22 protein-coding genes and 1 pseudogene are annotated in these 23,901 nt (G+C 69.8%); 12 read left to right on the top strand and 11 right to left on the bottom strand.

The features are described 5' to 3' along the window. Together G6038_RS19570 and G6038_RS19565 are read right to left on the bottom strand one after the other, a co-directional pair. Nucleotides 1-419 (bottom strand): annotated as a pseudogene (locus tag G6038_RS19570) (M56 family peptidase); the annotation flags it as partial. Then, complete coding sequence (locus G6038_RS19565) at nucleotides 416-790, bottom strand: BlaI/MecI/CopY family transcriptional regulator (protein ID WP_206025196.1); 375 nt, start codon at nucleotides 788-790, stop codon at nucleotides 416-418. The pseudogene G6038_RS19570 and the gene G6038_RS19565, both read right to left, overlap by 4 nt. A 254-nt stretch (nucleotides 791-1,044) precedes the next feature. Between G6038_RS19565 and G6038_RS19560 the strand changes: the two genes are divergently transcribed. From G6038_RS19560 to G6038_RS30960, 3 genes are all read left to right on the top strand, one after another. Continuing rightward, the gene (locus tag G6038_RS19560; protein WP_240918594.1) at nucleotides 1,045-1,770 is read left to right on the top strand and encodes a peroxiredoxin; all 726 of its coding nucleotides are present in this window, start codon (nucleotides 1,045-1,047) and stop codon (nucleotides 1,768-1,770) included. A gap of 311 nt (nucleotides 1,771-2,081) precedes the next feature. Further along, nucleotides 2,082-2,660: a hypothetical protein gene (locus tag G6038_RS19555; protein WP_165039446.1), complete on the top strand. Its 579-nt coding sequence runs from the start codon at nucleotides 2,082-2,084 to the stop codon at nucleotides 2,658-2,660. A 158-nt stretch (nucleotides 2,661-2,818) separates the two neighbouring features. Continuing rightward, nucleotides 2,819-3,208, top strand: a complete 390-nt coding sequence (locus G6038_RS30960) for a hypothetical protein (protein ID WP_206025179.1) — start codon at nucleotides 2,819-2,821, stop codon at nucleotides 3,206-3,208. Here G6038_RS30960 and G6038_RS19545 read toward each other — a convergent pair. Then, on the bottom strand, nucleotides 3,178-3,741 hold the full coding sequence (locus G6038_RS19545; protein ID WP_165039445.1) for a flavin reductase family protein: 564 nt from the start codon (nucleotides 3,739-3,741) through the stop codon (nucleotides 3,178-3,180). The two genes, G6038_RS30960 and G6038_RS19545, sit on opposite strands and share 31 nt — an antisense overlap. A gap of 517 nt (nucleotides 3,742-4,258) precedes the next feature. Between G6038_RS19545 and G6038_RS19540 the strand changes: the two genes are divergently transcribed. The 4 genes from G6038_RS19540 to G6038_RS19525 all read left to right on the top strand — a co-directional run bounded on the left by G6038_RS19540 (nucleotide 4,259) and on the right by G6038_RS19525 (nucleotide 8,751). Continuing rightward, on the top strand, nucleotides 4,259-5,302 hold the full coding sequence (locus G6038_RS19540) for a putative sulfate exporter family transporter (RefSeq protein WP_165039444.1): 1,044 nt from the start codon (nucleotides 4,259-4,261) through the stop codon (nucleotides 5,300-5,302). 169 nt (nucleotides 5,303-5,471) lie between these two features. Further along, entirely contained in the window at nucleotides 5,472-7,433 is a 1,962-nt protein-coding gene (gene ggt / locus G6038_RS19535; protein ID WP_165039443.1) for a gamma-glutamyltransferase, read from the top strand. 138 nt (nucleotides 7,434-7,571) lie between these two features. Next, nucleotides 7,572-8,000, top strand: a complete 429-nt coding sequence (locus G6038_RS19530; protein WP_165039450.1) for a CBS domain-containing protein — start codon at nucleotides 7,572-7,574, stop codon at nucleotides 7,998-8,000. Between the two features lie 79 nt (nucleotides 8,001-8,079). Beyond that, on the top strand, nucleotides 8,080-8,751 hold the full coding sequence (locus G6038_RS19525; protein ID WP_165039442.1) for a hypothetical protein: 672 nt from the start codon (nucleotides 8,080-8,082) through the stop codon (nucleotides 8,749-8,751). On the opposite strand, the gene G6038_RS19520 is transcribed toward G6038_RS19525, so the two are convergent. After that, nucleotides 8,742-10,511 carry a cutinase family protein gene (locus tag G6038_RS19520; protein ID WP_165039441.1) on the bottom strand — a complete coding sequence of 590 codons (1,770 nt, stop codon included), beginning with the start codon at nucleotides 10,509-10,511 and terminating at the stop codon, nucleotides 8,742-8,744. The genes G6038_RS19525 and G6038_RS19520 overlap by 10 nt on opposite strands. A gap of 196 nt (nucleotides 10,512-10,707) precedes the next feature. Here G6038_RS19520 and G6038_RS19515 point away from each other — a divergent pair, with 196 nt between their 5' ends. Both G6038_RS19515 and G6038_RS19510 read left to right on the top strand, forming a co-directional pair. Further along, nucleotides 10,708-11,268 (top strand): dihydrofolate reductase family protein, encoded by a 561-nt coding sequence (locus tag G6038_RS19515; protein ID WP_165039440.1) that lies wholly within the window; start codon nucleotides 10,708-10,710, stop codon nucleotides 11,266-11,268. A gap of 53 nt (nucleotides 11,269-11,321) precedes the next feature. Continuing rightward, nucleotides 11,322-11,738, top strand: coding sequence for a TIGR03618 family F420-dependent PPOX class oxidoreductase (locus tag G6038_RS19510; RefSeq protein WP_165039439.1), 417 nt, complete (start codon nucleotides 11,322-11,324; stop codon nucleotides 11,736-11,738). Nucleotides 11,739-11,895: 157 nt separating this feature from the next. Here G6038_RS19510 and dnaB read toward each other — a convergent pair whose 3' ends face one another. The 5 genes from dnaB to rpsF all read right to left on the bottom strand — a co-directional run bounded on the left by dnaB (nucleotide 11,896) and on the right by rpsF (nucleotide 17,201). Beyond that, nucleotides 11,896-15,111, bottom strand: a complete 3,216-nt coding sequence (dnaB, locus tag G6038_RS19505) for a replicative DNA helicase (protein ID WP_165039438.1) — start codon at nucleotides 15,109-15,111, stop codon at nucleotides 11,896-11,898. 470 nt (nucleotides 15,112-15,581) lie between these two features. Next, the gene (gene rplI, locus G6038_RS19500; RefSeq protein WP_029546704.1) at nucleotides 15,582-16,037 is read right to left on the bottom strand and encodes a 50S ribosomal protein L9; all 456 of its coding nucleotides are present in this window, start codon (nucleotides 16,035-16,037) and stop codon (nucleotides 15,582-15,584) included. 19 nt (nucleotides 16,038-16,056) lie between these two features. Next, nucleotides 16,057-16,299 (bottom strand): 30S ribosomal protein S18, encoded by a 243-nt coding sequence (gene rpsR, locus G6038_RS19495; protein WP_003938621.1) that lies wholly within the window; start codon nucleotides 16,297-16,299, stop codon nucleotides 16,057-16,059. A 43-nt stretch (nucleotides 16,300-16,342) separates the two neighbouring features. Continuing rightward, a complete protein-coding gene (locus G6038_RS19490) occupies nucleotides 16,343-16,849 on the bottom strand; it encodes a single-stranded DNA-binding protein (protein WP_029546705.1) in 507 nt (168 codons plus the stop codon). Between the two features lie 64 nt (nucleotides 16,850-16,913). After that, the gene (rpsF, locus tag G6038_RS19485) at nucleotides 16,914-17,201 is read right to left on the bottom strand and encodes a 30S ribosomal protein S6 (protein ID WP_003938619.1); all 288 of its coding nucleotides are present in this window, start codon (nucleotides 17,199-17,201) and stop codon (nucleotides 16,914-16,916) included. A gap of 130 nt (nucleotides 17,202-17,331) precedes the next feature. Here rpsF and G6038_RS19480 point away from each other — a divergent pair, with 130 nt between their 5' ends. From G6038_RS19480 to G6038_RS19470, 3 genes are all read left to right on the top strand, one after another. Further along, the gene (locus G6038_RS19480; RefSeq protein ID WP_206025177.1) at nucleotides 17,332-18,675 is read left to right on the top strand and encodes a glycosyltransferase 87 family protein; all 1,344 of its coding nucleotides are present in this window, start codon (nucleotides 17,332-17,334) and stop codon (nucleotides 18,673-18,675) included. Nucleotides 18,676-18,799: 124 nt separating this feature from the next. Continuing rightward, complete coding sequence (locus tag G6038_RS19475) at nucleotides 18,800-19,150, top strand: CD225/dispanin family protein (RefSeq protein ID WP_165039436.1); 351 nt, start codon at nucleotides 18,800-18,802, stop codon at nucleotides 19,148-19,150. Between the two features lie 10 nt (nucleotides 19,151-19,160). Then, nucleotides 19,161-19,574: a DUF2752 domain-containing protein gene (locus tag G6038_RS19470; RefSeq protein ID WP_165039435.1), complete on the top strand. Its 414-nt coding sequence runs from the start codon at nucleotides 19,161-19,163 to the stop codon at nucleotides 19,572-19,574. Between the two features lie 129 nt (nucleotides 19,575-19,703). On the opposite strand, the gene G6038_RS19465 is transcribed toward G6038_RS19470, so the two are convergent. Next, nucleotides 19,704-21,281: a glycosyltransferase 87 family protein gene (locus G6038_RS19465; protein WP_165039434.1), complete on the bottom strand. Its 1,578-nt coding sequence runs from the start codon at nucleotides 21,279-21,281 to the stop codon at nucleotides 19,704-19,706. A 9-nt stretch (nucleotides 21,282-21,290) separates the two neighbouring features. Next, nucleotides 21,291-23,807 (bottom strand): transglycosylase domain-containing protein, encoded by a 2,517-nt coding sequence (locus tag G6038_RS19460; protein ID WP_240918593.1) that lies wholly within the window; start codon nucleotides 23,805-23,807, stop codon nucleotides 21,291-21,293. Nucleotides 23,808-23,901 lie beyond the last annotated feature (94 nt).

Below are 23,901 nucleotides of genomic sequence, written 5' to 3'. Positions count from 1 at the left end.
TTCCTGGTGGTCGGCCGGGTCTCGCCGAGGATCCGGACCAGGTTCAGGTGCGCGGCAGTGTCACGGCGATGCCGCCGATACGACCGGCCGACCACCAGGAAGATCCGCCCGAGCAGGGCGCCGGCCACGATCCACAGCGCCACCTCCGCGTAGGGCAGCCACGGCAGCAGCCCCTCGTCCCGGGCGGTGCGCACGCACGTCGCGGCCAGCAGCGGCATCTGCTCCAGCCGCAGACCGGGGCGGGTGGCCACCGCGAGCGGACCGCCGACCAGCGCCGCGACGAACAACACCTGGGTCGACACCCACGCCGCCAATGCCAGACGCGGATCCACCCCCGGAGCCGCCAGGCGTGGCAACCACCGTGGCGCCCCGAACCCGAGCACGAGCGCTGCCGCAAACAGCGCGACGGCCACGATCACGAGGACACGTCCCCACGTCCGCGGGTCGTCCGGCGGGCGGCCCGGCGCAGGATCCGGGATTCGTCCTCGGTGGCGGAACTGGCGAACTGCAACATCACCTGCTCGGGGTTCCCACTCGCCTGCAGCACCTGGCGCACGAGCTCGGCCGCCGCCTCCTCCCGGCTGCGCACCGGACGATAGCGGTAGCCCCGCCCGATCCGGCTGCGCGAGACCATGTTCTTGGTGTGCAGATTGTCCAGGACAGTCATCACCGTCGTGTAGGCCAATGCCCGCGTCGGATCCAGACGTGCCATCACGTCACGCACCCGAAGCGGCTCCTCTGCCTGCCACAACACGTCCATGACCGCCGATTCCAGCTCACCGAGGCCCATCACGTCCGTGTCACCGCTTCCGTTCCACCGGCCGAACCCCGGCCGGACCGATCCCACTGTACGACCCGCCTTCGCCCCCGGCGCGAGCGTCCGGCAACGGGCCCCGCGGGCGCACGCTCACGACCCGAGGGCCGGTTCGACCGGAATGCCGATCCCGAGACCGGCGATCCGCTGGTACGCACCCTGGTCAGCATACCCCGAGGGGTATACACTGACATTGATCCACCATCGACTTCCGATCGACGAGGTGACCGATGACCGCCGCAGACCTTCCCGCCCAGACCACCACCTCGATGCCCCGGATCGGCGACCCGGCACCGGCATTCACGGCGGTGACCACCCAGGGGGAGATCAACTTCCCCGGCGACTACCAGGGCAAGTGGGTGATCCTGTTCTCCCACCCGGCCGACTTCACCCCCGTGTGCACCAGCGAATTCATCACCTTCGCCTCGATGCAGGACGAGTTCCGCAAGTACAACACCGAACTCGTCGGACTGTCCGTCGACGGCCTCTACAGCCACATCGCCTGGCTGCGCACCATCAAGGACAAGATCACCTTCAACGGCATGAGCAACGTCGAGGTGACGTTCCCGCTCATCGAGGACGTCACGATGGAGGTGGCCCGCAAGTACGGCATGATCATGCCGGGCGAAGACTCCACCAAGGCCGTCCGGGCGGTCTTCGTCGTCGACCCCGCCGGGATCATCCGCACGATCATCTACTACCCGCTGAGCATGGGCCGCAACTTCGACGAGCTGCTCCGCGTGATCAAAGCCCTGCAGACCGCAGACGCGTTTGAGGTGGCCACGCCCGCAGACTGGCGTCCCGGCGACCGCGTGATCGTCCCGACCGCCGGTTCCTGCGGTGTCGCGGCGGACCGGATGGCCGGCGCCGAGGAAGGCGTCGAGTGCGAAGACTGGTTCTTCTGCACCAAGCAGATCAGCGAAGAGGCGGTCGAGAAGGCCATCCGCGCCGACTAGCGTCTCATCACCGCCCCGGCAGCGAAACCGATCTCGCCCGCGCCCGGGGCGCGGGCACCGCCGGGTCCGTCGGCACCTCCACGACCCCGAACGACGGGTCCACCACCGAATCGAGCATTCCCGACCGATTGTGTAGGATATCGCCCATGGCACCCGAGACCGCAGCGACCTTCGTCGCCCGCTGGTGCCGTCGTCACATCGATCTGGGCCGGATCTCCTCGGGTATCTGTACGGGCTGACCGCTCACAGCCCCTTCCGCGCGATGCACCGGAACAACTCACCGGTGCGTCGACAGATCCAGGAGAACATCCTTGTCGCACAACGATACCCGATCCTTCGACCGTCCCCTGCGCATCGCCGTCGAACTCGCCGGACCCGAGGGCCCGCACTACTGGGCCGATCTGACCACCGGACGCGCCGACGAACCGGCGCTCGACCTGAGCGCCTCGCCGTCGAACGTGGTCCGCATCCGCGCTGCCGACCTGAGGGAGAGCGCGAAACTCCGCGAACGGGCGCGCTCCCAAGCCCGCGCCGACGGCCGCGATCCCGACAGCATCAGCGTCCTGGTCGATCTCGAGGTGCTCGTCGCCGAGGAGGCCCGCAGCGCCCGCAAGCAGTATGCGCTGCTCGACGGCCGCCGTCGCGCAGACACCCTGTCCTACATCGGCACCCCGCACGGGCTCGCCGGACTGATCGCCGACATCCACACCACCCGCGTGGCCGACGGCGTCACCCTTCTCCCGCTCGGCGCCGAGTTCACGATCGAGCACATCGTCGACGGCACCCTGCCGTGGCTCGAATCACAGGGTCTGGCAACGCCGTCACCCGCTGTGGTGGAGGTCCTGCGGCGTTTCGGCACCGGGGACCGCGGGCTCGTTCCCGCCTCCTGACCGTTGTCCGAGACGCGGGGCGAGAGTTCTTTCTCTCGCCCCGCATTCAGCGTTTGCGCGGTCCGAGGCGGCGACGGTATCCACCGCGGACTCGACGGCATCGTCGCCCCCACGGTCCTCGGGTTGCGGACGAGATACGCGAGGATCTCGAATTCACTGTGGCTGAGCAGCACTCGCCGGCCGTCGAGCAGGACGTCGCGGGCGGGAAGGTCGATGATCAACGGGATGGGAGTCGGGCTGAGCACCGTATGGGTGCTCACGCCCGGAACCAGATCCTGGGCGGCCTCGCGAAGGGCATCGGCGAGCGCCGCCAGGTCACGCGAGGAGTGTGTTCCGATGTCGGGCAGTCGCAGGACGAGAACGAGTTCGGCACCGGCGTCGGTGACTACGTCATTGCGAGTGTCGAGGATTTCCATGTGAGACTCCGGTCGAGGAGGGGATTCGGCAAGCTGACGGACGATGCGGTGCGGCGACAGCTCGGACACTCGTTCCGGAGACTCGGCAGGCGACTCATGATTCACTCCTCCGATGCGACGGGGCGGTGGTAGGAGCCCTCGTGGTAGAGCAACGGAATACGCTTGCCCTCCTCCGGATTCGGGTCCTCGTGCGCACGAACCACGACACCGACGACAAGAGTGCTGTCACCGAGCTGAATCAACCGGTCGACGACAACCCGGAGCCACACCGGCGTGCCGTGCAGGACAGGTTCACCGGACTCGAGCCGGGACCAGAGCGTCTCGTCGGAGAACCGCTCCGCCGCACTGCGCGCGAAGCGCCGTGCGAGATGCTGCTGATGGACACCCAACAGGTGGATCACCAACGACTCCGCCGAGCGGACGGCGCCGATGCTCGACGACGTGTCGGTGATGTTGAACGAGACCAGCGGCGGATCGAGGGAGAGCGAAGCGAAGGACGTCGCAGTGAACCCGACCGGTCCGGAGCCGGATTCGAGGGTGACGATCGTGACCCCGGCGGGGTGCCGGCGAAGGGCCGAACGGTATTCGTCGCCACGGACGCCCGGAGCGTGCTCCGATGCGGCGGTGGCGGAGCATTCGAGGGTATTCGACATCGACAGGGACATAGCCGTTCCTTGAAGGAGGTACATACCGAGACGGAGGGAGGTATCGGGCGGACACGTACTCAGGTCGGGAGGCACAGAGACACGGGCGGGTGCGGCACAGGTTCACGCGCCCGCGGCTCCACGTTTGTTGCGGTCATAGTGCGCGATCCGGACCCGTCCGCAGTCGACCGTGGGCGATGACCGGATGCGGCAGGTCGAAGACGACACCCAGGATCGGGAAGCTCACGAACTACAGAGTCTGCCGTCCCGGCAGGCGTCTGCGCAGGGTTGTCCTCGAGGTGATCGGAACCGATCCTGTCGGTCGGGCACTCCGCGAGGGCCCGACCCGGCGACTTCGCCGTCGACGACGGGTACCAGCGATTCGACATCCCGTCCGGAGGGTCGCAGTGATGTCGATCGTGCTCGTGCAGGCGCTGCGGACCGGGGAAGCCGGCGCATCACCTCATATCGAATCGATATGAGGTGATGCCGAAATGCCGTCTACCCGCGACGCGCGCCACCCGCCAGGGTGGAGACCATGGCCACTTCTCTCCAGGCGCTCTCGGCTCCGGCCGCGGTACGCCTGCGCGCTCCGCTTCCGGGACTCGCCGTCTGTGCCGCGGCGGCAGCGGCGGCGCTCGTCGCCGCCCGGTTCGCCGGGGGCATCAGCCCCCTGCTGATCGCGATCGTCCTCGGCGCACTCCTGGCCAACACGACCTCGCTCCCGGCGGCCACCGCACCCGGCCTGGCCGTGGCCTCCCGCCGGTTGCTCCGGATCGGGGTCGCCCTCCTCGGTCTGCAACTCCTCGTCACGGACGTGCTCGCCCTCGGCTGGGGCGTGCTCGGCCTCGTCGTGGCCGTGGTGGTCGGCGGCATCGCCGGCACGATGGCACTGGGCAGGATCCTCGGCCTCGACTGGACCCAGCGCCTGCTCGTCGCCTGCGGCTTCTCGATCTGCGGTGCCGCCGCCGTCGCCGCGGTGGACGGGGTCGTCGACGCCCGCAAACAGCAGGTGGTCACCGCCGTCGCACTCGTGGTCGTCTTCGGCACCGCCATGATTCCCGGTCTTCCGCTCGCGGCCTCCGCGCTGGGACTCGACACCACGCAGGCCGGCATGTGGGCCGGCGCCGCGATCCACGAGGTGGCGCAGGTCGTCGCCGCGGGCGAAGCCGTGGACGCCGGCAACGCGGGGGCGCTTGGCGCGAGTGCCCTTGCGGTGGCCGTGACCGTGAAACTCGCCCGGGTCGCAATGCTCGCGCCCGTGGTCGCCTGGATCGGCGCGGCGTCCCGCCGCCGCAGCCGCGAGCAGACCGAAATGCGGCGACCACCGCTGGTGCCGCTGTTCCTGCTCGGCTTCCTGGGCTGCGTGGCCCTGCGCGCCACCGGACTGCTCCCCGACCCGGCTCTGGACGTCGCCCGGCTCACGCAGACGGCGCTGCTCACCGCCGCCATGTTCGCGCTCGGCACCGGCGTACGCATCGACGTCCTGCGGGGCGTGGGCTGGCGGCCCTTCGCGCTCGCCGCCGCATCCACAATGTGGGTCTCGGCGATCGCCCTCACGGGAATCCTGCTGCTGGGATAGCAGATACGCTCCGCAGCCGCGCGCCGATCGGACACGTACAACAGTCGTGCCGCACGCGGGTGACCGGAAGGTTCGCGGCTGGGGGCGGTGGCTCGGCACGACGGCCCGGCTGAAACGGATCTCGCGGGAAGCACTTCGGGCACCGGTGGCCGCTGTTACCGTCGGCGAGATGACACCGGTGGCGAAGGTGGGCTCCACGATCCGCGTCGCGATCGCCGCGGCACTGTCCGTCGCGCTGCTCGGCGCCTGCACGTCGGCCGGGGACGACTCGTCGGGGACCGCCGAATGCATCCACGTCCCCAACGGCACCCCGCTGTCCGCCGCCACGCCCGCCCCGTCGACGTCCGAGAGGGACCTGGCCACCAACCCCGAGGTCGCCACCGGCTACCGCGACGACATGACGGCGGTGACGACCGCGTCGTACGCGGTGTCCACCGCCAACCCGGTCTCGACGGAGGCGGCGTGCAAGGTGCTGCGCGACGGCGGCACCGTCGCCGACGCACTGGTCGTCGCGCAGACGGTCCTCGGACTCGTGGAACCCCAGTCGTCGGGGATCGGCGGCGGGGCCTTCCTGCTGTACTACGACGCGGAGACCGGGCAGGTGCAGGCGTACGACGGCCGGGAGACGGCACCGATGTCGGCCACCGAGAACTACCTGCGCTGGATCAGCGACACCGACCGCACCGCGCCCCGGCCCGACGCCCGGGCCAGCGGCCGCTCGATCGGAGTGCCCGGAGTGGTGCGCCTGCTCGAGGAGGTGCACCGCGAACACGGAGGCACGGAGTGGGCCCGGTTGTTCGACCCGGCCATCTCCCTCGCCGACGACGGGGTGGTGATCAGCGACCGGATGGCCGAGTCGATCGCCGACTCGGCGCCCGACCTCGCCGTCGACGACGAGGCGCGGGCGTACTTCCTGAACCCCGACGGCACGCCCAAGACCGCGGGCACCGTCCTGGTCAATCCGGCCATGGCGAAGACGCTCGGCGCCATCGCGTCCGGCGGCGCCGACGCCTTCTACACCGGAGCCCTCGCCCGGGACATCGTCGACGCCACCGCCACCGAGACGGGCGGCCGCACCGCCGGGACGATGACCGTCGACGATCTCGCCGGCTACGAGGTGAAGAAGCGCACCCCCATCTGCACGCCCTATCGGGCGCACGAGGTCTGTGGCATGCCGAATCCGTCCTCGGGGGGGATCGCGGTGGCGGCGACCATGGGCATCCTCGAGAACTTCGACGTGTCCGCGCTGGGCCCGACCGAGGTCGACGAGAACGGTGGCGAGCCGACCGCCGACGCCGTGCACCTGATCTCCGAGGCCGAGCGCCTCGCGTACGCGGACCGCGACAAGTACGTGGCGGACTCGGACTTCGTTCCCCTGCCCGGCAATTCGCCGCAGACGCTGCTCGACGACGACTACCTGCGCGCACGGGCCGATCTCATCGACCCGGGCCGGAGCATGGGCACGGCACAGCCCGGCGACTTCGGGCCGGTGCCCCTGGGCATCCCACCACAGGACCGCGAACACGGCACCAGCCACATCTCCATCGCCGACGAATACGGCAACGTGGCCTCCATGACCACGACGATCGAATCGGCGTTCGGCTCGTTCCACATGGTCGACGGCTTCCTGCTGAACAACCAGCTGACGGACTTCGCCGCCGAACCCGTGGACAAGGCCGGGGTGCCGGTGGCCAACCGCGTCGAACCGGGCAAGCGACCGCGCAGTTCGATGGCACCGACGCTCGTCTTCGATCGCACTCCCGACGGCACCCGCGGCGACCTGCGGATCGTCGTCGGCTCGCCGGGCGGTTCCGTCATCATCCAGTACGTGGTCAAGACGCTCGTCGGGATGCTCGACTGGGGCCTGGACCCGCAGCAGGCGGTCTCGGCGGTGGCCTTCGGCGCGGCGAACACCCCGGTCACCGGGGTCGGCGGCGAGCATCCGGCGATCGACGGCAGCGACGACGGCGCACGCGATCCGCTGGTCGCCGAGCTGCGCGCGCGGGGCCATCAGGTGGCGGTGCTCCCGCAGTCCAGTGGGCTGAGTGCGCTCCGCCGGGACGAGGCGAGGTGGGTCGGCGGCGCGGACCCCCGTCGCGAAGGCGCCGTGATGGGCGACGCCACCGGATAACGATCCGATGCGCGGTCCGGCCCATCGAGTCACGACTGGATAACCACACGGGGTCTCGTCGACCTGCGGGAATAAGATCGACAACCATCGATCACCGTCACGGCAGGTGACTGGGAGCGGATGGATCGGGGTGCCCGGATGCGGATCGCGGACGTGCTGCGGAACAAGGGGCCGGTCGTGGCCACGGTGGATCCGGACCTCTCGGTCGAAGACATGATCGGCGAGCTGGCCCGCAACAATGTGGGTGCCCTCGTCGTGATGGAGGGCGGCGCCGTGATCGGCATCGTCTCCGAACGCGACGTCGTGCGCCGGCTCCACCAGCACGGTCCCGCCCTGCTCGACGCCCGGGTCCGGGACATCATGAGCACGACGGTGTCCACCTGCCTGCCCACCGACACGGTGGACAGCCTCGCCGAGACCATGACCGAACGCCGGATCCGGCACCTGCCCGTCGTGGTGGACGGCCACATGGTGGGCATCGTCAGCATCGGTGACGTCGTGAAGAGCCGGATCGACGAACTGCAGTGCGAACGCGACCAGCTCGAGTCGTACATCGAGCACGGCTGAACCCGGACACCGGATTTCAGGGGGATTCTCCGGGTGATCCCGGATTACCCCGGCGCGCCCGCCGGACGACAGTGGACACATGGCGAAGCGTCCGGGGCAGCGGTGGCGGCAGGCGACGGTGTGGCTGCACGTGGTCACGTCCGTGGGATGGATGGGGCAGGCCCTCGCGCTGCTCGTCCTGCTGACGCTGAGCCGCACCGCGGTGGATCCCGCCGTGCGGGTGGCCGGCACGACAATGGCGCAGCACCTCGACAGCACGCTGCTCGCCCCGCTGGCCAACGCGTCGGCGTTCACGGGCTTTCTGCTCGCGGCGGCGACGCCGTGGGGATTCCTGCGCTACTGGTGGGTGGCGATCAAGTTCGTCCTCACCGTGGTCCAGGTGAACCTGGGGATCTTCCTGCTGTCGGCGGGCCTGAACGGCTCGGTGGCCGCCGCTCGCGACGGCGTGTCCGGACCGGCGGGACCGATGATCGCGGGCACCGCTCTGATGATCAGCGCGCTCGCCTTCCAGGCGTGGCTGTCGGTCGCGAAACCGTGGGCCCGCACCCCGTGGTCGGCCGGGAAGGCGAAACTGCCCGCCGCGCCGCCGTGGGTCTTCGCCATGGCGACCGGCGCAGTGGCCGCCGATCTCGCCGTCGCGACTCTGCTCGGCCATCCGCTGCCCGCCTTCGCCGCGGCGGCCCTGGTCGTCACGTCGACGACCAGGGCAAGGACGATCCGCGAGGCGAGCCCCCAGCCGGCCTACGGCTGAGGCACCGGCGTAGTCGACGGGGTGGTGGTGACGGCCGGCGTCGTGGTCCCGGGGACACTCGACTCCGCGGTCGTCGGGGCACCGGTCGTCGGCTCGACGGTCGGCAGCGGCTCCACGGCCGGCAGCGGCTCCACGGTCGGCAGCGGCTCCACGGTCGGCGTCGGGGACGACGCCACGGGCGAGGGGGCTGCGGGCGAGGGCGCCGGGGCCGCCGCCGGGACGGGCGGCACCGGGGCCGGAGAAGCCGACGAGGAGGTCACGGCCCGATTCGGCGACGCCGGGGTCGACGAGGTGGTCGTCGGCGCGGTCGTGGTGGCCTCGGCGGCGGCCTTCTCCACGTCGCCGTCCGTCGTCGGCGGGAGCGGCGCCGGATCGATCGGCTTCGACGAGACGACGAGCTGCGGAGCGGTCGCCTCTGCCTCGGCCTTGTCGAGCTCGCCGCTCTCGGCCTGCTTCGCCAGGTGCGTCAGCCATGCCGCCGCGTACTGCGCAGAGGTGAGGGGTTTTCCGTTCTCGGGGTCGGAATCGCGCCAGTAGTCGAAGTGGTGCCCGGTGTCCGGACCGAGGGTCTGCTGGTACGGATCGCTCAGCGCCACCTCGAGGGTGTTCTCGTTGTCGGCGATGAACCCGATGACCTCGTTGCGCAGCTTCGCGGGCAGATAGGTCAGGTCGATCAGCTCACCGGAGGTGATCTCGCCGTCCGTGCCGGTCGAGGCGACGTCGCGGACGGCCGGCTCGTAGGACGGATCCGACACCTTGATGAGGACGTCGAGGAAGGTCTCGTCGCTCTGCATCCAGTTCTCCTGCGACTGGATGTCGGCGAACGCGGCCATGGCGATCCGGCCGAGCACCGTGGCGACGTCCAGCGCGGTCTCCGGGGTGAGGCCGTCGCGCTCGAGCGCGTCGACGTTCAACTGCCGGCCCACGTTCACCGCGAGCTGCAGCAGGGCAATGTTCTCCGGAGCGGAGCAGGTCAGGTCGCCCTCCGAGCAGAACGACGCCACCTTGCCGTCCAGCGCCCCGAAGCTCCCCGACGTGCCCGGCAGCGAACCGCTGCCCGACGCGCTGTTCCGGCCCGACTGGTAGGCGAGGTCGAATCCGTCCGGGTTGCGGAACTCGTCCTCCGCGCCGGGGAACGGTCCCTCGCCCGCCTCGCGCCCGGCGTCGGCCAGGATGACCACACCCACGACCGAATCCGGATCGACGATCTCGTACGACCCGTCCTCGGCGGCCTCCTGGTTGCCGATCTCCATCGCCACCCGGCGCGCCACGTCGGCGCCCTCGCTGTACCCGACGACGGCGAACTTCGTGTCGGGGCAAGCCTGGCGGATCGCCTGCATCACGGTCTCGGCGTTGTCCACACCTGCCTCGACGGCGTCGTCGTACGACGACATGTTCGCCGGGTACTCGACGTACACGGCGGAGTAGGACCCCTCGGGCACGTCGTCCCGCGGCGCGTTCACGACCTCGTCGACCCAGGGGCTGCTGAAGTCGGTGGACGATGCGGCCGGCAGGGGGTTCCCGTCGGCGTCGAGGAGCATCGCGTGCGTGCCGGGACGGGGACTGTCGTTGCGCCCCCCGACCGCGATGCTGACCATGTCGTGGCACTCGGTGACCGAGGCGGTCAGCGTCGTCGGGGCCGTCGACGGAGTCGACGGTTCCGAGACGGCGACGGCGACCACCGCCGCCGCGCCCAGTGCCACGGGTGCCACCGCAGCCGCGACAATCCGCTTGTTTCGCACCGCCCAGTCAAGTGCCATGGTCAATCCCCATCCGAAGTCGGTCCGTGCCGACGACCCTGATTGTGGTGTCGACGCGTCGGTCGGAAAGTCGTTCGAGACGGCAATCGTGTTACATGTCCGCGTCGTAGGCGTGGTCGCGATGAGTTCCCGGCGCCCGGACGGTCGGTATCCGGTAAGCGGAGCGACACGGGCATCACGCCGGAAGGAGGACCCGTTGCGGACACTCGCCATCACCCAGAACGTCACCCTCGACGGTTCGATCGAGATGCTGGGGGACTGGTTCGACCCCCAGGGCCAGGCGGAGGTGGACAATTCGGATCACCTGGCGGAACTGCACCGGCAGGACAGCGAGTCCGACGCGCTGGTGCTCGGCCGACGAACGTTCGAGGATTTCCGGGGCTACTGGCCGGGGCGGACCGACGATCCCACGGGCATCTCCGCGTATCTCGACCAGGTGCAGAAGTACGTGGTGTCCTCGACCGTGACGGATCCGCAGTGGCAGCACACCACCGTCCTCTCCGCCGAGCCTCTGGCCGCGATACGCGCCCTGAAGGCGCGCCCGGGCCGGGACATCGTGGTCACCGGCAGCATCTCGCTGTGCCACGCCCTGATCGAGGCCGGACTCGTGGACGAGTACCGGCTGTTCGTCCATCCCGTCGTGCAGGGCCGCGGACGCCGGTTGTTCCCGGGCGGTTTCGAGTTGCCTCGGCTGAGGCTCGTCTCCGCCACGTCCTTCCGCTCGGGCATCACCTTTTCCCGCTACGCGGCGGGCTGACTCGCCCGGCAAAGAGCCTCGGCACCGCCGTGGGCGCGAGTAGGCTGCCGGTCATGGCCGATCTGTCCGGCGACGTGCGGGCTCTGCTCGGGGCGCGGAACATGGCGCACGTCGCGACGCTCATGCCCGACGGCTCGCCGCACGTCTCCCCTGTGTGGATCGCGGTCGAAGGTGATCACTTGGCGATATTCTCCGCCCAGGAGAACCGGAAGGTCGCCAATCTGCGCCGTGACGGGCGCGTCGCCGTGTCGGTCTGCGACGAGCACAACCCGTATCGGGCGGTCGTCGTCCGCGGCCGGGTCGTCGAGGAACTCGAAGGCGACGAAGCGGTCGCGATCATGGACCGGATGAGTAACCGCTACATCGGCAGCGACTTCCCCATGCGCTCGGCGATCGTGTCGCTCATCGAGCCCGAGCGAGTTCACCTGCAGGACCTCCCGTTCCGACATCCCTCGGACACCGGAACCTGAGCCGCACGTTCGTACCGTTGGTTCCCGGGTCGCCCAGGGCGCGACGACGACCGTGGACCGTGATCCGCACGCCGAACCGGAATTCGCGCGCTGAACTGTCGCAGCGAATTCCGGTTCGGCGCGGGAATTTTCGGCTCTGCACGGAGACGCGGCCGTCTCAGCCCCGCGCCATGTCCACGAACCGCGACAGGTGCAACTGGTGCGCGACGGTGATGGTGGCCGTCGGACCGTTGCGGTGCTTGCCGAGGATCAGGTCCGCCTCGCCGCCGCGCGGGTCGTCACGCTCGAATGCGTCGGGCCGGTGCAGCAGGATCACCATGTCGGCGTCCTGCTCGAGGCTGTTGTGCACCGAGATGCCGTCGGCAACGAAGTTGTGCGTGCCCGGGACGGTCCCGTCGAACACGTCCTGCTCACCGATGCTGACAATGGACACGATCTCGTCCCAGTACACATTGTTGGTGGCGAGCATTTCGATGTCGGCGGTGTCGAGGACGCCCGCCACCTGGGCCAGACTCGACCGCGAACCCCCTGCGGACCGCGAAGCCGCGGCCGCGACCAGCTCACGGGGGGCGAGCTCCTCGACAGCGAGGAGCCAGCTCAGCGTCGCCTCGACGTCGGGTGTCACGGTGTCGGCGCCGTGGCGTACGAGCTTCGGCCCGAGCTGAGCGAGCACCCACTGTGCCGCGGTGCCGTGTGCACCCACGTCGTGCAGGAAGACGGCCTGATTCTCCGGACCGGTGACGACAACATCCCAACCCCAGCCTGTTTCAGCTACAGCGATCCGAGCGAAGACACCGATTCGCAGGAGAAGGCGGGCCAGGTCGTCGGCGAGGCGCCGGTCTGCGGACGGATACCGGACAGCGGCTCGTCCTTCGACCGCGTCCCACGCGACGATCCCGTTGCCCTCCCACACGTGGCACACGAGCGCGGCGATCTGTTCCTTCGGCAGCGAGAACGCCTGTGGCGGAACAGAGCTATCGGCGACGGTGCGCTCGGCCAGCGCGACGACGTCGTCCGCCGAGACGGCGTGCGTCTCGAGGGGGGCAGGAACCGCGCGGGGCACTGCCACGCGCTCCCCGGCCGTCAGCTCGCCGAGGGGAATCCACCCGTCCACGGTGAGGAAGGGATGGTTCGCGGTGGCCTCGACCTGGCGCCCGGAGTCGAGCGTCAGCCGGAACACCTCCTTGCGTCCGCTCGGGAACACCTTGGTCATCGGGCGGGCGACCATGCGCATGCGCTCGTCCAGCGACCAGACGACGGGCTGTTCCCCACTGGCCAGCAACTCACCGAGGGTGACCTCACAGCCGTTGTCCGCGCGCAGGACGCGGGTGCTCGCAGTGAGGCATCCCGACTCACGAAGGTCGGAGACCATGGGCTTCTTGTCGGTGCGCTGCTCGGGACCGCGGTTGAGCTGACAGATCGCGACCACCGGGACCTCGAGCTCCTTCGCGAGAAGCTTGAGGCTACGGGAGAATTCGGAGACCTCCTGCTGGCGGGACTCGACCTTCTTACCGGAGGTCATCAGCTGCAGGTAGTCGACGACGATCAACCGGATGTCGTGTTTCTGCTTGAGCCGCCGCGCCTTTGCGCGGATCTCCATCATCGTCAGGTTGGGGGAGTCGTCGATGTACAGCGGCGCTTCGCTGATCTCGCTCATCCGCCGGGCGAGCCGGGTCCAGTCGTCGTCGGTCATGCGGCCCGAGCGCATGTCTCCGAGCTTGATCTTCGCTTCGGCCGAGAGCAGCCGCATGACGATCTCGGTCTTGCCCATCTCGAGGGAGAACATGACGGAGGCCATGCCGTGCTTGACGGAGCAGGACCGCAGGAAGTCCATGCCGAGCGTGGAGTTGTGGGTGGGGATCATGGACCGTCCGGCGAGGTACAGGTGCTCGCCGTCGACCTCGACGCACCGCACCGGCACGGACTCGACGGGGCGGACGGCGACGATGCGGCGTTCCCGCGGCACCGCCCTGCGGGTCTCCTTGTGCGCCTTGGCCTTGCTGGGGAGGACGAACACGTCGTCGTCGGTGGCGAAGCGCACCGTGGAGCCGGTGGTGGTGCAGGCGTAGCCGAGGCCGGCCAGGAGCTCGGCGACGTCGCCGCGCAGACCTGTGCAGTCGGATTCGAAGCGGACGGTGCCGTCGTCGCCGACGTGGCCGCCGGCGTCGAGCAGGCCGGCGAGCAGTTCGCGCCGCTGCCGTTCCGACGCCCGCTGGTAGGCGCCGGGGATGCGAGCGCCGAGCGTCATGAGTTCCTCAGCGAACCCGCCCTCGCCCTGCACCCGCATGTGCACGTGGGGATCGGCAGAGGGGCCGCCGAGCCAGGCGCCGAGAGTGAACGGGGCGACGGGCAGATCGGCGACAGGCAGCTGCAGCGCGGCGACGTTGCCGACCACGTGACCGTGCCCGAGCGAGGCGGCGATCTCCCCGGTGGTCCGCACGCGCGCCGGGCCGCCGTCGGAGGTGACCCACTGGTGTTGTTCGTCGGCGACGAGGACGGTGCCGTCGGAGAACTCCACCTCGAAGCACGGCCGGCCGTGCAGCACCTCGGTGGCGGCCAGCACCCGGGTGGGGCGGCCGTGAGCGTCGAGGAGTTCGTCGCCGACGGCGACCTCGCCCATCGTCGTCCAACCGCCGGGGGTGGGCAGGGAAGTGTCCAGGGCCAGTGCCTTGCCGACGCCCGGACGGGCGGCGACGATGATCATCTGCCCAGGATGGAGGCCGTTGGTGACCTCGTCGAGCTCGGCGAATCCGGTGGGCACACCGAGGGAGATGCCGCCGCGGCTGGCGATCGAGTCGATCTCGTCCATGGTGGGCTGCAGCAACTCTTCGAGCGGGACGAAGTCCTCGGACGTGCGGCGCTCGGAGACCTCGAAGATCTCGGCCTGGGCCCGGTCGACGACCTCGGCGACGTCCTGGCCCTCGGAGCCGGCGTAGCCGTACTGGACGATGCGCGTTCCGGCCTCGACGAGGCGGCGCAGGATGGCCTTCTCGGCGACGATCTCGGCGTAGTAGCTCGCGTTCGCAGCCGTGGGCACGGTCTGGGTCAGCGTCACCAGGTAGGCGGCGCCGCCGATGCGGCGGAGCTCGCCGCGCCGGTCGAGTTCCGCGGACACCGTGACGGGGTCGGCGGGCTCACCCCGGCTGTAGAGGTCGAGGACGGCGTCGTAGACGGCCTGATGGGCGGGACGGTAGAAGTCGCCGGGCCGCAGCACTTCGAGCACATCGGCGATGGCGTCCTTGCTGAGCAGCATGCCGCCGAGCACGGACTGCTCCGCAACCATGTCCTGCGGGGGCTGGCGGCCGAAGTCGCCGGCCGGCTCCTCGGGCGGTCCCGGGTAGTCGGAATGGCCCCGATCGTCAACTACAGCCACGCGACGCCGTCCTTCCCCTTCTCGGCACCTCCGCCGCGGACAGACCCCGTCCACCGGCTCTCGACACCACTTCTACCCGGCCCCACCGACACGTCTTCTGGACGCGCGCGCTCGACGTTAGGCACTGGGAGGGCGGCGTCCAAATCCGCCTGTGCACACAACTGTGGATGAATTGTGGAAACAGGAGGACAGCCTTGTGCACCCCTTGGGGACAACCTGGGGACAACACATCTCACACTTCGCATCGATGCTGTTCAGACCGGGGAAATCGGCTTTCACAGGTGTGGAGAACAAACGACTCGGCGTGTCGCCGCGGATGTGTTTCCGGGCGTGTTCCGCCCTCCCGGCATCGAAATGCCGTGCCGCGGATCACAAACCTACCGGTCCCCCTGTGGGGTTATCCACAGCCCCTGTGGAAATACGACGAAGAGCCCTGCACACGGCGTGTGCAGGGCTCTTCGAGAGCCGAATCAGGCGGCCACGACGTTCAGGTCGAACTTCGCGGTCACGTCCGGGTGCAGCTTCACTACGACCGTGTGCTTGCCGGTCGACTTGATGTGCGCCTTGGGCAGCTCGATGATGCGCTTGTCGACGACCGGACCACCGGCGGCCTTGACGGCGCCGGCAACGTCGGCCGCGGTGACCGAGCCGAACAGCTTGCCCGAGTCCCCGGCGGTCTTCACGGCCAGGGAGACGTTCTCGAGGCCCTCGATGGCGGCCTTGAGCTCCTTGGCATGATCGAGGCCGCGCACCGCACGAGCCTCCTGGGCGCGGCGGATGCCCTCGACCTGCTTCTGGGCACCACGGGTGGCGACGATCGCCAGGCCGCGAGGCAGCAGGTAGTTGCGGCCGTAGCCGTCCTTGACCTCGACGGTGTCGCCAGGCGCACCGAGGTTGTCCACGTCAGCGGTGAGAATGAGCTTCATCGTGTGTCCCTCCCTTTCCTTAGCGAGCCGTCGAGACGTAAGGGAGCAGGGCCACCTCACGCGAGTTCTTCACAGCGATGGCAACGTCGCGCTGGTGCTGCACGCAGTTGCCCGTGACACGGCGAGCGCGGATCTTGCCGCGGTCGCTGACGTACTTACGCAGCAGCGTCGTGTCCTTGTAGTCGATCTGCACGTTCTTTTCCTTGCAGAAGGTGCAGACCTTCTTTTTCAAAACCTTTTCGCGCGCGGGCGCCTTAGGCATGGTCTTTCTCCGTACTTTCCGAATGTTCCGATCGAAGGTCGGATCAGAACGGGGGTTCGTCGTCCCCGCCGAAGGAGCCCGCCGCCGGCGCGCTGCCCCACGGGTCGTCCCCGCCGGTGCTCGCGCTGGCACGAGCCCCACCCGATCCTCCGGAGGAACCACCGAAGCCGCCCCCGCCACCGCCACGGCTGGCCTTGTTGACCTTGGCCGTCGCGTAGCGGAGCGAGGGGCCGATCTCGTCGACCTCGAGCTCCACGACAGTGCGCTTCTCGCCTTCACGCGTCTCGTAGCTGCGCTGCTTGAGGCGGCCCTGCACGATCACGCGCGAGCCACGGGTCAAGCTCTCGGCCACGTTCTCCGCCGCCTCGCGCCAGATGTTGCAGCGCAGGAACAGCGCCTCGCCGTCTTTCCATTCGTTGGACTGACGGTCGAAGATGCGGGGCGTCGACGCGACCGTGAAGTTCGCGACCGCAGCTCCCGCCGGGGTGAAACGCAGCTCGGGATCAGCCGTCAGATTGCCGATGACGGTGATGACGGTGTCGCCTGCCATGTGGTTCCTCCTGCTGTGTGTGGAGTCCTGATGCGCCCGAGCCTACGGCCGGACGCCGACAGACTCACTTGCCGTGGCGCAGAACCTTGGTGCGGAGCACCGACTCGTTCAGGCCGAGCTGGCGATCCAGCTCCGCAACCGTGGCGGGCGTAGCGCTGATGTCGATCACCGCGTAGATGCCTTCGCTGTGCTTGGCGATCTCGTACGCGAGACGACGCTTACCCCACACGTCGACCTTGTCGATCTTGCCGCCGTCCTGGCGAACGACGTTGAGGAACGTATCCAGCGACGGGGCGACAGTGCGCTCGTCCAGGCTGGGGTCGAGAATGACCATCAGTTCGTAATGACGCATAAGACCTCATCACCTCCTATGGACTATGGGCGGTCACGGACGGTCCGTGACAGGAGGGTCGTTGCGTCAGCAACCCATGCAGGCTACACGATGCGCCCTTGACCAGCGAAATTCGCCTAGGGTGAAGAACATGCGCACGAGTTCCCGGACGCCCGCGCTCGTCGCCGTGGTGACGTGCGCGTTCGCCATGTGGCTCGGCTACCTGAACAAGGCCCGCTGTGCCGCACCGCCGTTCGATCCCCAAGGCTGCAGCGTGCGTTTCGACGCGGTCAAGGACGCCACGGTCTGCTACTCCGACATCCAGCAGTTGTGGATCGGTCGCGGCATCAACCTGCACCTGTTCCCGTTCCTCGACGGCGGCATCACCCGCGACGGCGTGCTCACCGGCGGCACCGTCGAGTACCCGGTGCTCAGCGGCATCCTCATGTGGGTGGGGGCCCTGCGCGCCGACACCGACGCCGAGTTCCTCCTGCACTCCGCGCTGCTGCTGGCACCGTTCGGCCTGCTCGTCGCCTGGTACCTCGGCCGGCTCGCCGGGTGGGCCGCGCTGCTCTGGTCGGCCACGCCGCCCCTCGTGATGTACGCGTTCCTGAACTGGGACCTGCCCGTCGTCGCGACCACCGTCGGGGCCGTCGCCGTGCTCGGGGTGCGCCGCTGGCCGCTGCGCACGCGCGCGGTGGTCGCCGCCGTCCTGCTCGCCGTCGGGTTCTGCCTCAAGGTGTATCCCGGCATCTTCGTGCTGCCGCTGATCGCGTACGTCCTCACCGGCGGTGACGAGCCCGGGCCGCGGCGGGACGTGCGGGGCGCGGTGGCGGTGGGCGCCGCGGCGGCGGCGACGGTGATCGCCGTGAACCTGCCGTTCGCGCTGCTCGGGTATCCGGGGTGGCGCGCATCGTTCGAGTTCCAGGGCAACCGCGCGGCCGACGCCACGAGCAATTCGATCTGGTACTGGGGGCTGCGGCCTCTCGTCGGCGGCTACCAGGACACCGAGGTCACGGCCGAGTACAACGACATCGTCTCCGTCGTCTCGCCGTTGCTGATCTGCGCCGCCTTCGCGCTGGCGCTGTGGCTGGGGTGGCGGCGGTACCGCCGCGACGGCCGCTATCCGTGGGTGGCGGTCGGCGCCGCGATGCTGTGCGGATTCCTGCTGCTGCACAAGGTGCATTCGCCGCAGTACACCCTGTGGTTGCTGCCGTTCCTGGTGCTGCTGCGGGTGCGGTGGCCGCTGATCGTCTCGTACCTCACCGTGGACCTCGCGATCGGCATCGGGGTGTTCCTCTGGTTCGACGCGACCATGACCCGGAGCGACACCACGATCCCGCTGCTGCTCACCCTCGTCGGGGTGTGGGGCCGGGCCGTGCTGCTCGTCGTACTGTTCTTCGTGTTCGCCGGCGCACCGCTGCGCCGGCCCGACCCGATCCCACCCGACGAGGAGCGGCCCCGGATGCCGGCGATGAGCGGCGAGCGCACGTGAGCACGTCCTCGTCCGGGTGGTCGGCGCGGTCGTCGTGAGTGCGGCAGCACCGAGGCTGGTCTACCCTTCCGCGCGGGGGGACCCGGAACAGGCCGGGATCCCGACGGGGTGATCGAGGACGACGATGAGCGACTATCCGCAGTACCCGCCGAACAATCCGGGCGGCTATCCCCCGCCGGGCGGATACGGGTACTACCCGGGGCCGCAGTTCGGGCCGCCGCCCGAGAACAACCTGGTGTGGGGAATCCTCACGACGATCCTGTGCTGCCTGCCGCTCGGCATCGTCTCGATCATCAAGGCGAGCCAGGTCAACTCGCTGTGGGCGCAGGGCCAGTTCGATGCCGCACGCCGGGCGGCCGACGACGCGAAGAAGTGGGCGATCTGGTCGGTGGTGGCGAGCGTGGCGGTGTGGGCGGTGATCGTCGTCTTCTACCTCGTCGTCATCGCCGCGGCGGTCTCGTCGTCGAGTTACTGAGGCATCGGTCGTGCAGACGCTCGCCGCCCGGCTCGCCGCACCCGTCGGGGTTGCGGCCGTGTCGGCGTGCGTGTGCGCGACCGTCGCGTGGGCCGACCCGACGACGCCGGGCGGACCGATCCCTCCGTGCCCGACCCGCGTCCTGTTCGGCATCTGGTGTCCCGGGTGCGGTTCGTCGCGGATGCTGTATTCGCTGCTGCATCTCGACGTTCCGGCCGCCCTGCGGTACAACGCCCTCGGGGTGCTCGCCGTGCTCCTCCTGGGGTGGTCGTTCGCCGTGTGGACGGCCGGCCGAGTCCGTGGCCACCGGATCGCCCAGTGGTACCAGTGGCGGTGGGCGCCGCAGATCGTGCTGTGGGTCGTGCTGGGCTGGTTCGTCGTCCGCAACCTCCCCGTCGCGTCCTTCACCGCCCTCCGCGTGTAGACGGCGCTTCTCGCGGACGAGCACTCGCGCGCGAAAATTTCTTCCGCGCAGGTTTTTACGCGCGCAGGCGGCACCCGTTGCGTTTTTACGCGCGCAGGCGGCACCCGTCGCGCGCGGCTCCGGCCGGGGCTACGGGACGGTGCTCGTCGCGGGTGCCTGCCGCTCGGCCGATTCGGGCGGTGATGTCCGCCGGATGCCGGGCCGGAGACGGTCCGGGAGCCGGCGCGGGGGAGCGTCGGGGGCATGGTCGAGCACGCCACCCACGGGGTCGTCGACGAAGCCGTAGCGCACGAGATCTTCGGCCGGCCGGAGAATCTGCCGGACGACGAGTGCGCACAGCGCCACGACCGCGAGGTCGCGCAGCAGGACGGTGGTCGTGAACCATTGCTCGGGCAGGCCCTTGTTCTCGGCTCCGAGATAGAAGTACATGCGCGGCACCCAGACGAGGGCGTCGATCGTCATCCACGCCAGCAGGATCCGCCGGTGCGGTAGGGCCAGCACGGCGAGCGGCACCAGCCACAGCGAATACTGGGGGCTCCACACCTTGTTGGTGAGCAGGAACGCGGCAACCACGAGGAAGCACAACTGGGCGAGGCGGGGGCGGCGCGGAACCGTCCACGCGAGCCACGCGATGCCGGCGCAGGCCACGGCGAACAGCAGCAGCGACACCGAGTTCAGCGTGGAGGTGTCCCAGCCGGACCAGCCGGTCAGCGACCGCACGACGTTGTAGATCGAATCGGGGTCCGCGCCGCGGTCGGTGTTGAGCCGGAAGAACTCGGCCCAGCCGCGCGGGTAGAGGACCATGATCGGCAGATTCACCACGAGCCACGCGACGGCCGCGGCACCGGCCGCCTGCCCGAGCGCCCGCAGCTTCCCGGTGCGCAGGCACAGCAGCAGGAGCGGGCCGAACAGCAGCAGCGGATACAGCTTGGTGGCGGCACCGAGCCCGAGCAGCACCCCGGCGAGTACCGGCCGTCGCCGCGCCCAGGCCAGCAACCCGCCGGCCGCGAAGGCGGTGGCGAGGGCGTCGAAGTTGGTGAAGGCGTGCACGACGACCAGCGGCGAGGCGGCGACGAGCGCCGCGTCCCAGATGCGGCGGCCGGCGGAGAGGGCGGTGGCCCACACGGTGGCCAGCCAGGCCATGGCGAGACCCACGGCGACGATGTCGAAGTAGATCGCCACCTGCAGGCCGCCCGGAAGCCACGACGTGGCGTCCCAGGCCTTCGCGGCCCGCATCGAGACATACTGGTAGAGGCCGGCGAGGACCGGATACTCCATGTACCGGACCTGGGTCTGCCCGTCCGGGCCGGGCTCCTCCCACGACGTCTTGTACGGAAAGGCGCCGGTATTCAGGCGTTCGGCCCCGTAGAGCGGGACGACGTCGGAGTAGCACATGGCGACGTACTGCCGGTTGTCGCTCCAGTCCAGTCCGAGCGCGCCGCCCTCCCCGACCGGTCCCTGCTGGATGCAGGCGGCCTTGGTGAACCAGCCGAGGGCGAGGAACACCACCGCGAGGAGCAGCATCGCGCGCAGCGGCGTGAAGAAGCGAGTGCGTCCGAGCAGGGCGTACCGCCCGACGGGACCGCCGATGACGGTGGACAGGCGCGACACCGTCGGATCGGTCCATCCGGGCGCGTCGCGCCAGTCCGCGGATCGGCGGTCGGCGGCGAGCGGACCCGGCGACGCGAGCTCTCTCTTCTCGGTCACCCCGCGAGGCTACCCGCCGGGAGTGGCGCCGACCGGGTCCTCCTGGAGCCGGCCGTTGCCGGACTGCGGGTCTTCGCCGGTGCCGGTCGAGTCGTCCTGTGTCCCGAAGCCCGGCGTGTCCTCCTCCGTGGTGGGGGTCGGCGTGGGCACCCGCTGCGTAGTGGTCTGCGGCGCCACCCCCGGCATGGGGATGGTCACGCCCGGGAGGATCTCGACGTTGCGGGTCGTGATCTCCGGCGGCGTGGGCAGCTCCGGCGTCGTCCGCTCGGTCGTCGTCGGGGTCGGGGTCGCGGTCTTCGGCGGCGCCGGCGCGGAGTACGCCGGCACGCCGGCCTGTCCGGCGATCGGTTCGGGCGTCGGGAACTTCTCGACGTCGGTGCCGTCGAGGGCGCCGTCCATCGTGTCCTTCCAGATGTCCGACGGCAGGCCGGAGCCGTAGATCATGCCGCCCCAGCTGTTCTCCAGGGGCAGGCCCTGTTCGGTGCCGACCCACACGGCCGTGGACAGCGACGGCGTGTAGCCGACCATCCAGGCGTCCTTGTTCGAGCCGGTGTCGCCGAGCTGGGCGGTGCCGGTCTTGGAGGCGGACGGCCGGCTGCCGGCGAGGGCGTGTCCGTTGGAGTACGCGGCGATCGGCATCATCGCGGCGGTGGTGTTGTCGGCGACGGCTTCGTCGACCCGCTGCTCGCCGGCCGGGGTGCCGCGGTCGAGCAGCACCGTGCCGTCGGCGGTGACGACCTTCTGCACGAAGTAGGGCTCGTGGTAGGTGCCGGACGCGGCGAGCGTCGCGTACGCCGACGCCATGTCGATCACGCGGGACTGGTACTGGCCGAGCACGATGCCGTAGTTGGGGCCGACGCCGCCGGGCTCGGTGAGGGTCTCGCCGATACCGGGGAGCTCCTCGGGGATGCCGAGCTGGTGCGCCATGTCGGCGATGGCCTGCGGGCCGTTGTCCATCTCGAGCATCATCCGGTAGAAGCTGGTGTTGAGCGACCGCTTCAGCGCCTCGGCGATGGTGCAGGTACCGCAGTTCTCGCCTTCGACGTTGCCGATCGAGATGCCGTTGACGGTGAGCGGGCCGCTGTCGTACATGGCGGACAACGGGTTGCCCTGGTCGAGGTTGGCGGCCAGGCCGAACACCTTGAACGACGAGCCGGTCTGCAGGCCGGACTGGGCGAAGTCGAACCCGGCCCCGTCGTCGCCGCCGTAGTAGGCGCGGACGGCACCGCTGCGCGGATCGACGGACACCACGGCGGTGCGCAGCTCCTCCGGCTCGCCCTCCATGTTCGAGCGGACCGCGTCGAGCGCGGCCTCCTGCGCTTGCGGGTCGATCGTGGTGGTGATCTGGAGTCCCTCGGTGTTGAGCAGGTTCTCGTCGATGCCTTCCTCGGAGAGCTCCCGGAGCACCTGGTTGCGCAGCAGGCCCTCCGGCCCGTTGGACTGGCCGCCGTTGTCGACCTCGGCCAGCGGCACGTACCGCGGGTACTGCATCGACGCCCGGTCGGCCGCGTTCAGGGTGCCGGCGGACACCATCCCGTCGAGGACGTAGTTCCAGCGTGCCTGGGCGCCCTCGGGGTTGGTCTCCGGATCCAGCAGCGACGGCAGCTGGATGGAGGAGGCGAGCACCGCGCCCTCCTCGACGCTGAGCTCGCCGACCGGCTTGCCGAAGTATGCCGTGGAGGCGGCGGCGATGCCGTACGCACCGCGCCCGAAGTAGATGGTGTTCAGGTAGGCGGCGAGGATGTCGTCCTTGGACCACTGGTTGGCCATCTTGGACGCGAGGACGAGTTCCTTCATCTTGCGGGTGAGGGTGCGCTCGGAGCCGACCAGCGCCGTCTTCACGTACTGCTGGGTGATGGTCGAACCACCGCCGGCGCTCTCCCGGCCGAGGATGTTGTCGCGGGCCGCGCGGGCGAAGCCGCTGACCGAGAATCCCGGGTTGCTGTAGAAGTCGCGGTCCTCGGCGGCGAGCACGGCGTTGCGGACGTGCTCGGGAATCTCGTCGAGCCCCACCTCGGTGCGGTTGCCTTCGGGCGGCACCACCTTGGTGATGACGGTCGAGCCGTCGGCCGCGTAGACGGTGGCCACCTGGTTGGTCTTCAGGTCACCGGGTCGCGGGACCTCCTGGACGACGTAGGCCAGCATGAACGCGAGGATGGGCAGCACCAGAGCCAGCGCCACGGCCACGTAGCCGACGCGCCGCACGGTGCGCCAGCGCGTCGACTTGGGCTCGCCACCACCGCGGGGTGGCTCGTCGCCACCACCGCGCGCGGTGGGCGGAGGCGTGGGGGGACGCCCGCCGGGCCCGGGTGGGCCGCCGGCCGGCCGGTCGGGCGGCTGCTGACGGTTCTGGTTCGGCACCGGGGGCCGGTTCTGGGGCGGCAGTTGCCGGGTTCGGTCCTGCGGTGGGTGCTGCGGTCGCGGCGCTTGGGGGTTCCCCGCGGCGAACTGCTGCGGCGGGTACGGCTGCGGCCCACCCTGCCGGGGGCGCGGCTGCGGCGGATAGGGGCGTCCCTGCGGCGGCATCCGCCGATCCATGGGCGGCACACCCCCGGGTGTGCGTCCGGGCGGGGGTCCCCCCACGGGTCCCGGTCGCCGCGGCGGCGGGGGACCTGCCGGT

Source organism: Rhodococcus sp. 14C212, assembly GCF_011058195.1.
Lineage (GTDB): Bacteria > Actinomycetota > Actinomycetes > Mycobacteriales > Mycobacteriaceae > Rhodococcus > Rhodococcus aetherivorans.
The sequence above is the reverse complement of the archived record's forward strand: the minus strand, read 5'-3'. Positions and strand labels throughout refer to the sequence as shown.

Bases quoted from the DNA above. Each gene is read 5' to 3' on its own strand.
- G6038_RS19565 (WP_206025196.1), bottom strand. From the start codon at position 790: ATGGGCCTCGGTGAGCTGGAATCGGCGGTCATGGACGTGTTGTGGCAG.
- G6038_RS19560 (WP_240918594.1), top strand. From the start codon at position 1,045: ATGACCGCCGCAGACCTTCCCGCCCAGACCACCACCTCGATGCCCCGG.
- G6038_RS19545 (WP_165039445.1), bottom strand. From the start codon at position 3,741: ATGTCCCTGTCGATGTCGAATACCCTCGAATGCTCCGCCACCGCCGCA.
- G6038_RS19540 (WP_165039444.1), top strand. From the start codon at position 4,259: ATGGCCACTTCTCTCCAGGCGCTCTCGGCTCCGGCCGCGGTACGCCTG.
- ggt (WP_165039443.1), top strand. From the start codon at position 5,472: ATGACACCGGTGGCGAAGGTGGGCTCCACGATCCGCGTCGCGATCGCC.
- G6038_RS19530 (WP_165039450.1), top strand. From the start codon at position 7,572: ATGCGGATCGCGGACGTGCTGCGGAACAAGGGGCCGGTCGTGGCCACG.
- G6038_RS19525 (WP_165039442.1), top strand. From the start codon at position 8,080: ATGGCGAAGCGTCCGGGGCAGCGGTGGCGGCAGGCGACGGTGTGGCTG.
- G6038_RS19520 (WP_165039441.1), bottom strand. From the start codon at position 10,511: ATGGCACTTGACTGGGCGGTGCGAAACAAGCGGATTGTCGCGGCTGCG.
- G6038_RS19510 (WP_165039439.1), top strand. From the start codon at position 11,322: ATGGCCGATCTGTCCGGCGACGTGCGGGCTCTGCTCGGGGCGCGGAAC.
- rplI (WP_029546704.1), bottom strand. From the start codon at position 16,037: ATGAAGCTCATTCTCACCGCTGACGTGGACAACCTCGGTGCGCCTGGC.
- rpsR (WP_003938621.1), bottom strand. From the start codon at position 16,299: ATGCCTAAGGCGCCCGCGCGCGAAAAGGTTTTGAAAAAGAAGGTCTGC.
- G6038_RS19490 (WP_029546705.1), bottom strand. From the start codon at position 16,849: ATGGCAGGCGACACCGTCATCACCGTCATCGGCAATCTGACGGCTGAT.
- rpsF (WP_003938619.1), bottom strand. From the start codon at position 17,201: ATGCGTCATTACGAACTGATGGTCATTCTCGACCCCAGCCTGGACGAG.
- G6038_RS19480 (WP_206025177.1), top strand. From the start codon at position 17,332: ATGCGCACGAGTTCCCGGACGCCCGCGCTCGTCGCCGTGGTGACGTGC.
- G6038_RS19475 (WP_165039436.1), top strand. From the start codon at position 18,800: ATGAGCGACTATCCGCAGTACCCGCCGAACAATCCGGGCGGCTATCCC.
- G6038_RS19460 (WP_240918593.1), bottom strand. From the start codon at position 23,807: ATGCCGCCGCAGGGACGCCCCTATCCGCCGCAGCCGCGCCCCCGGCAG.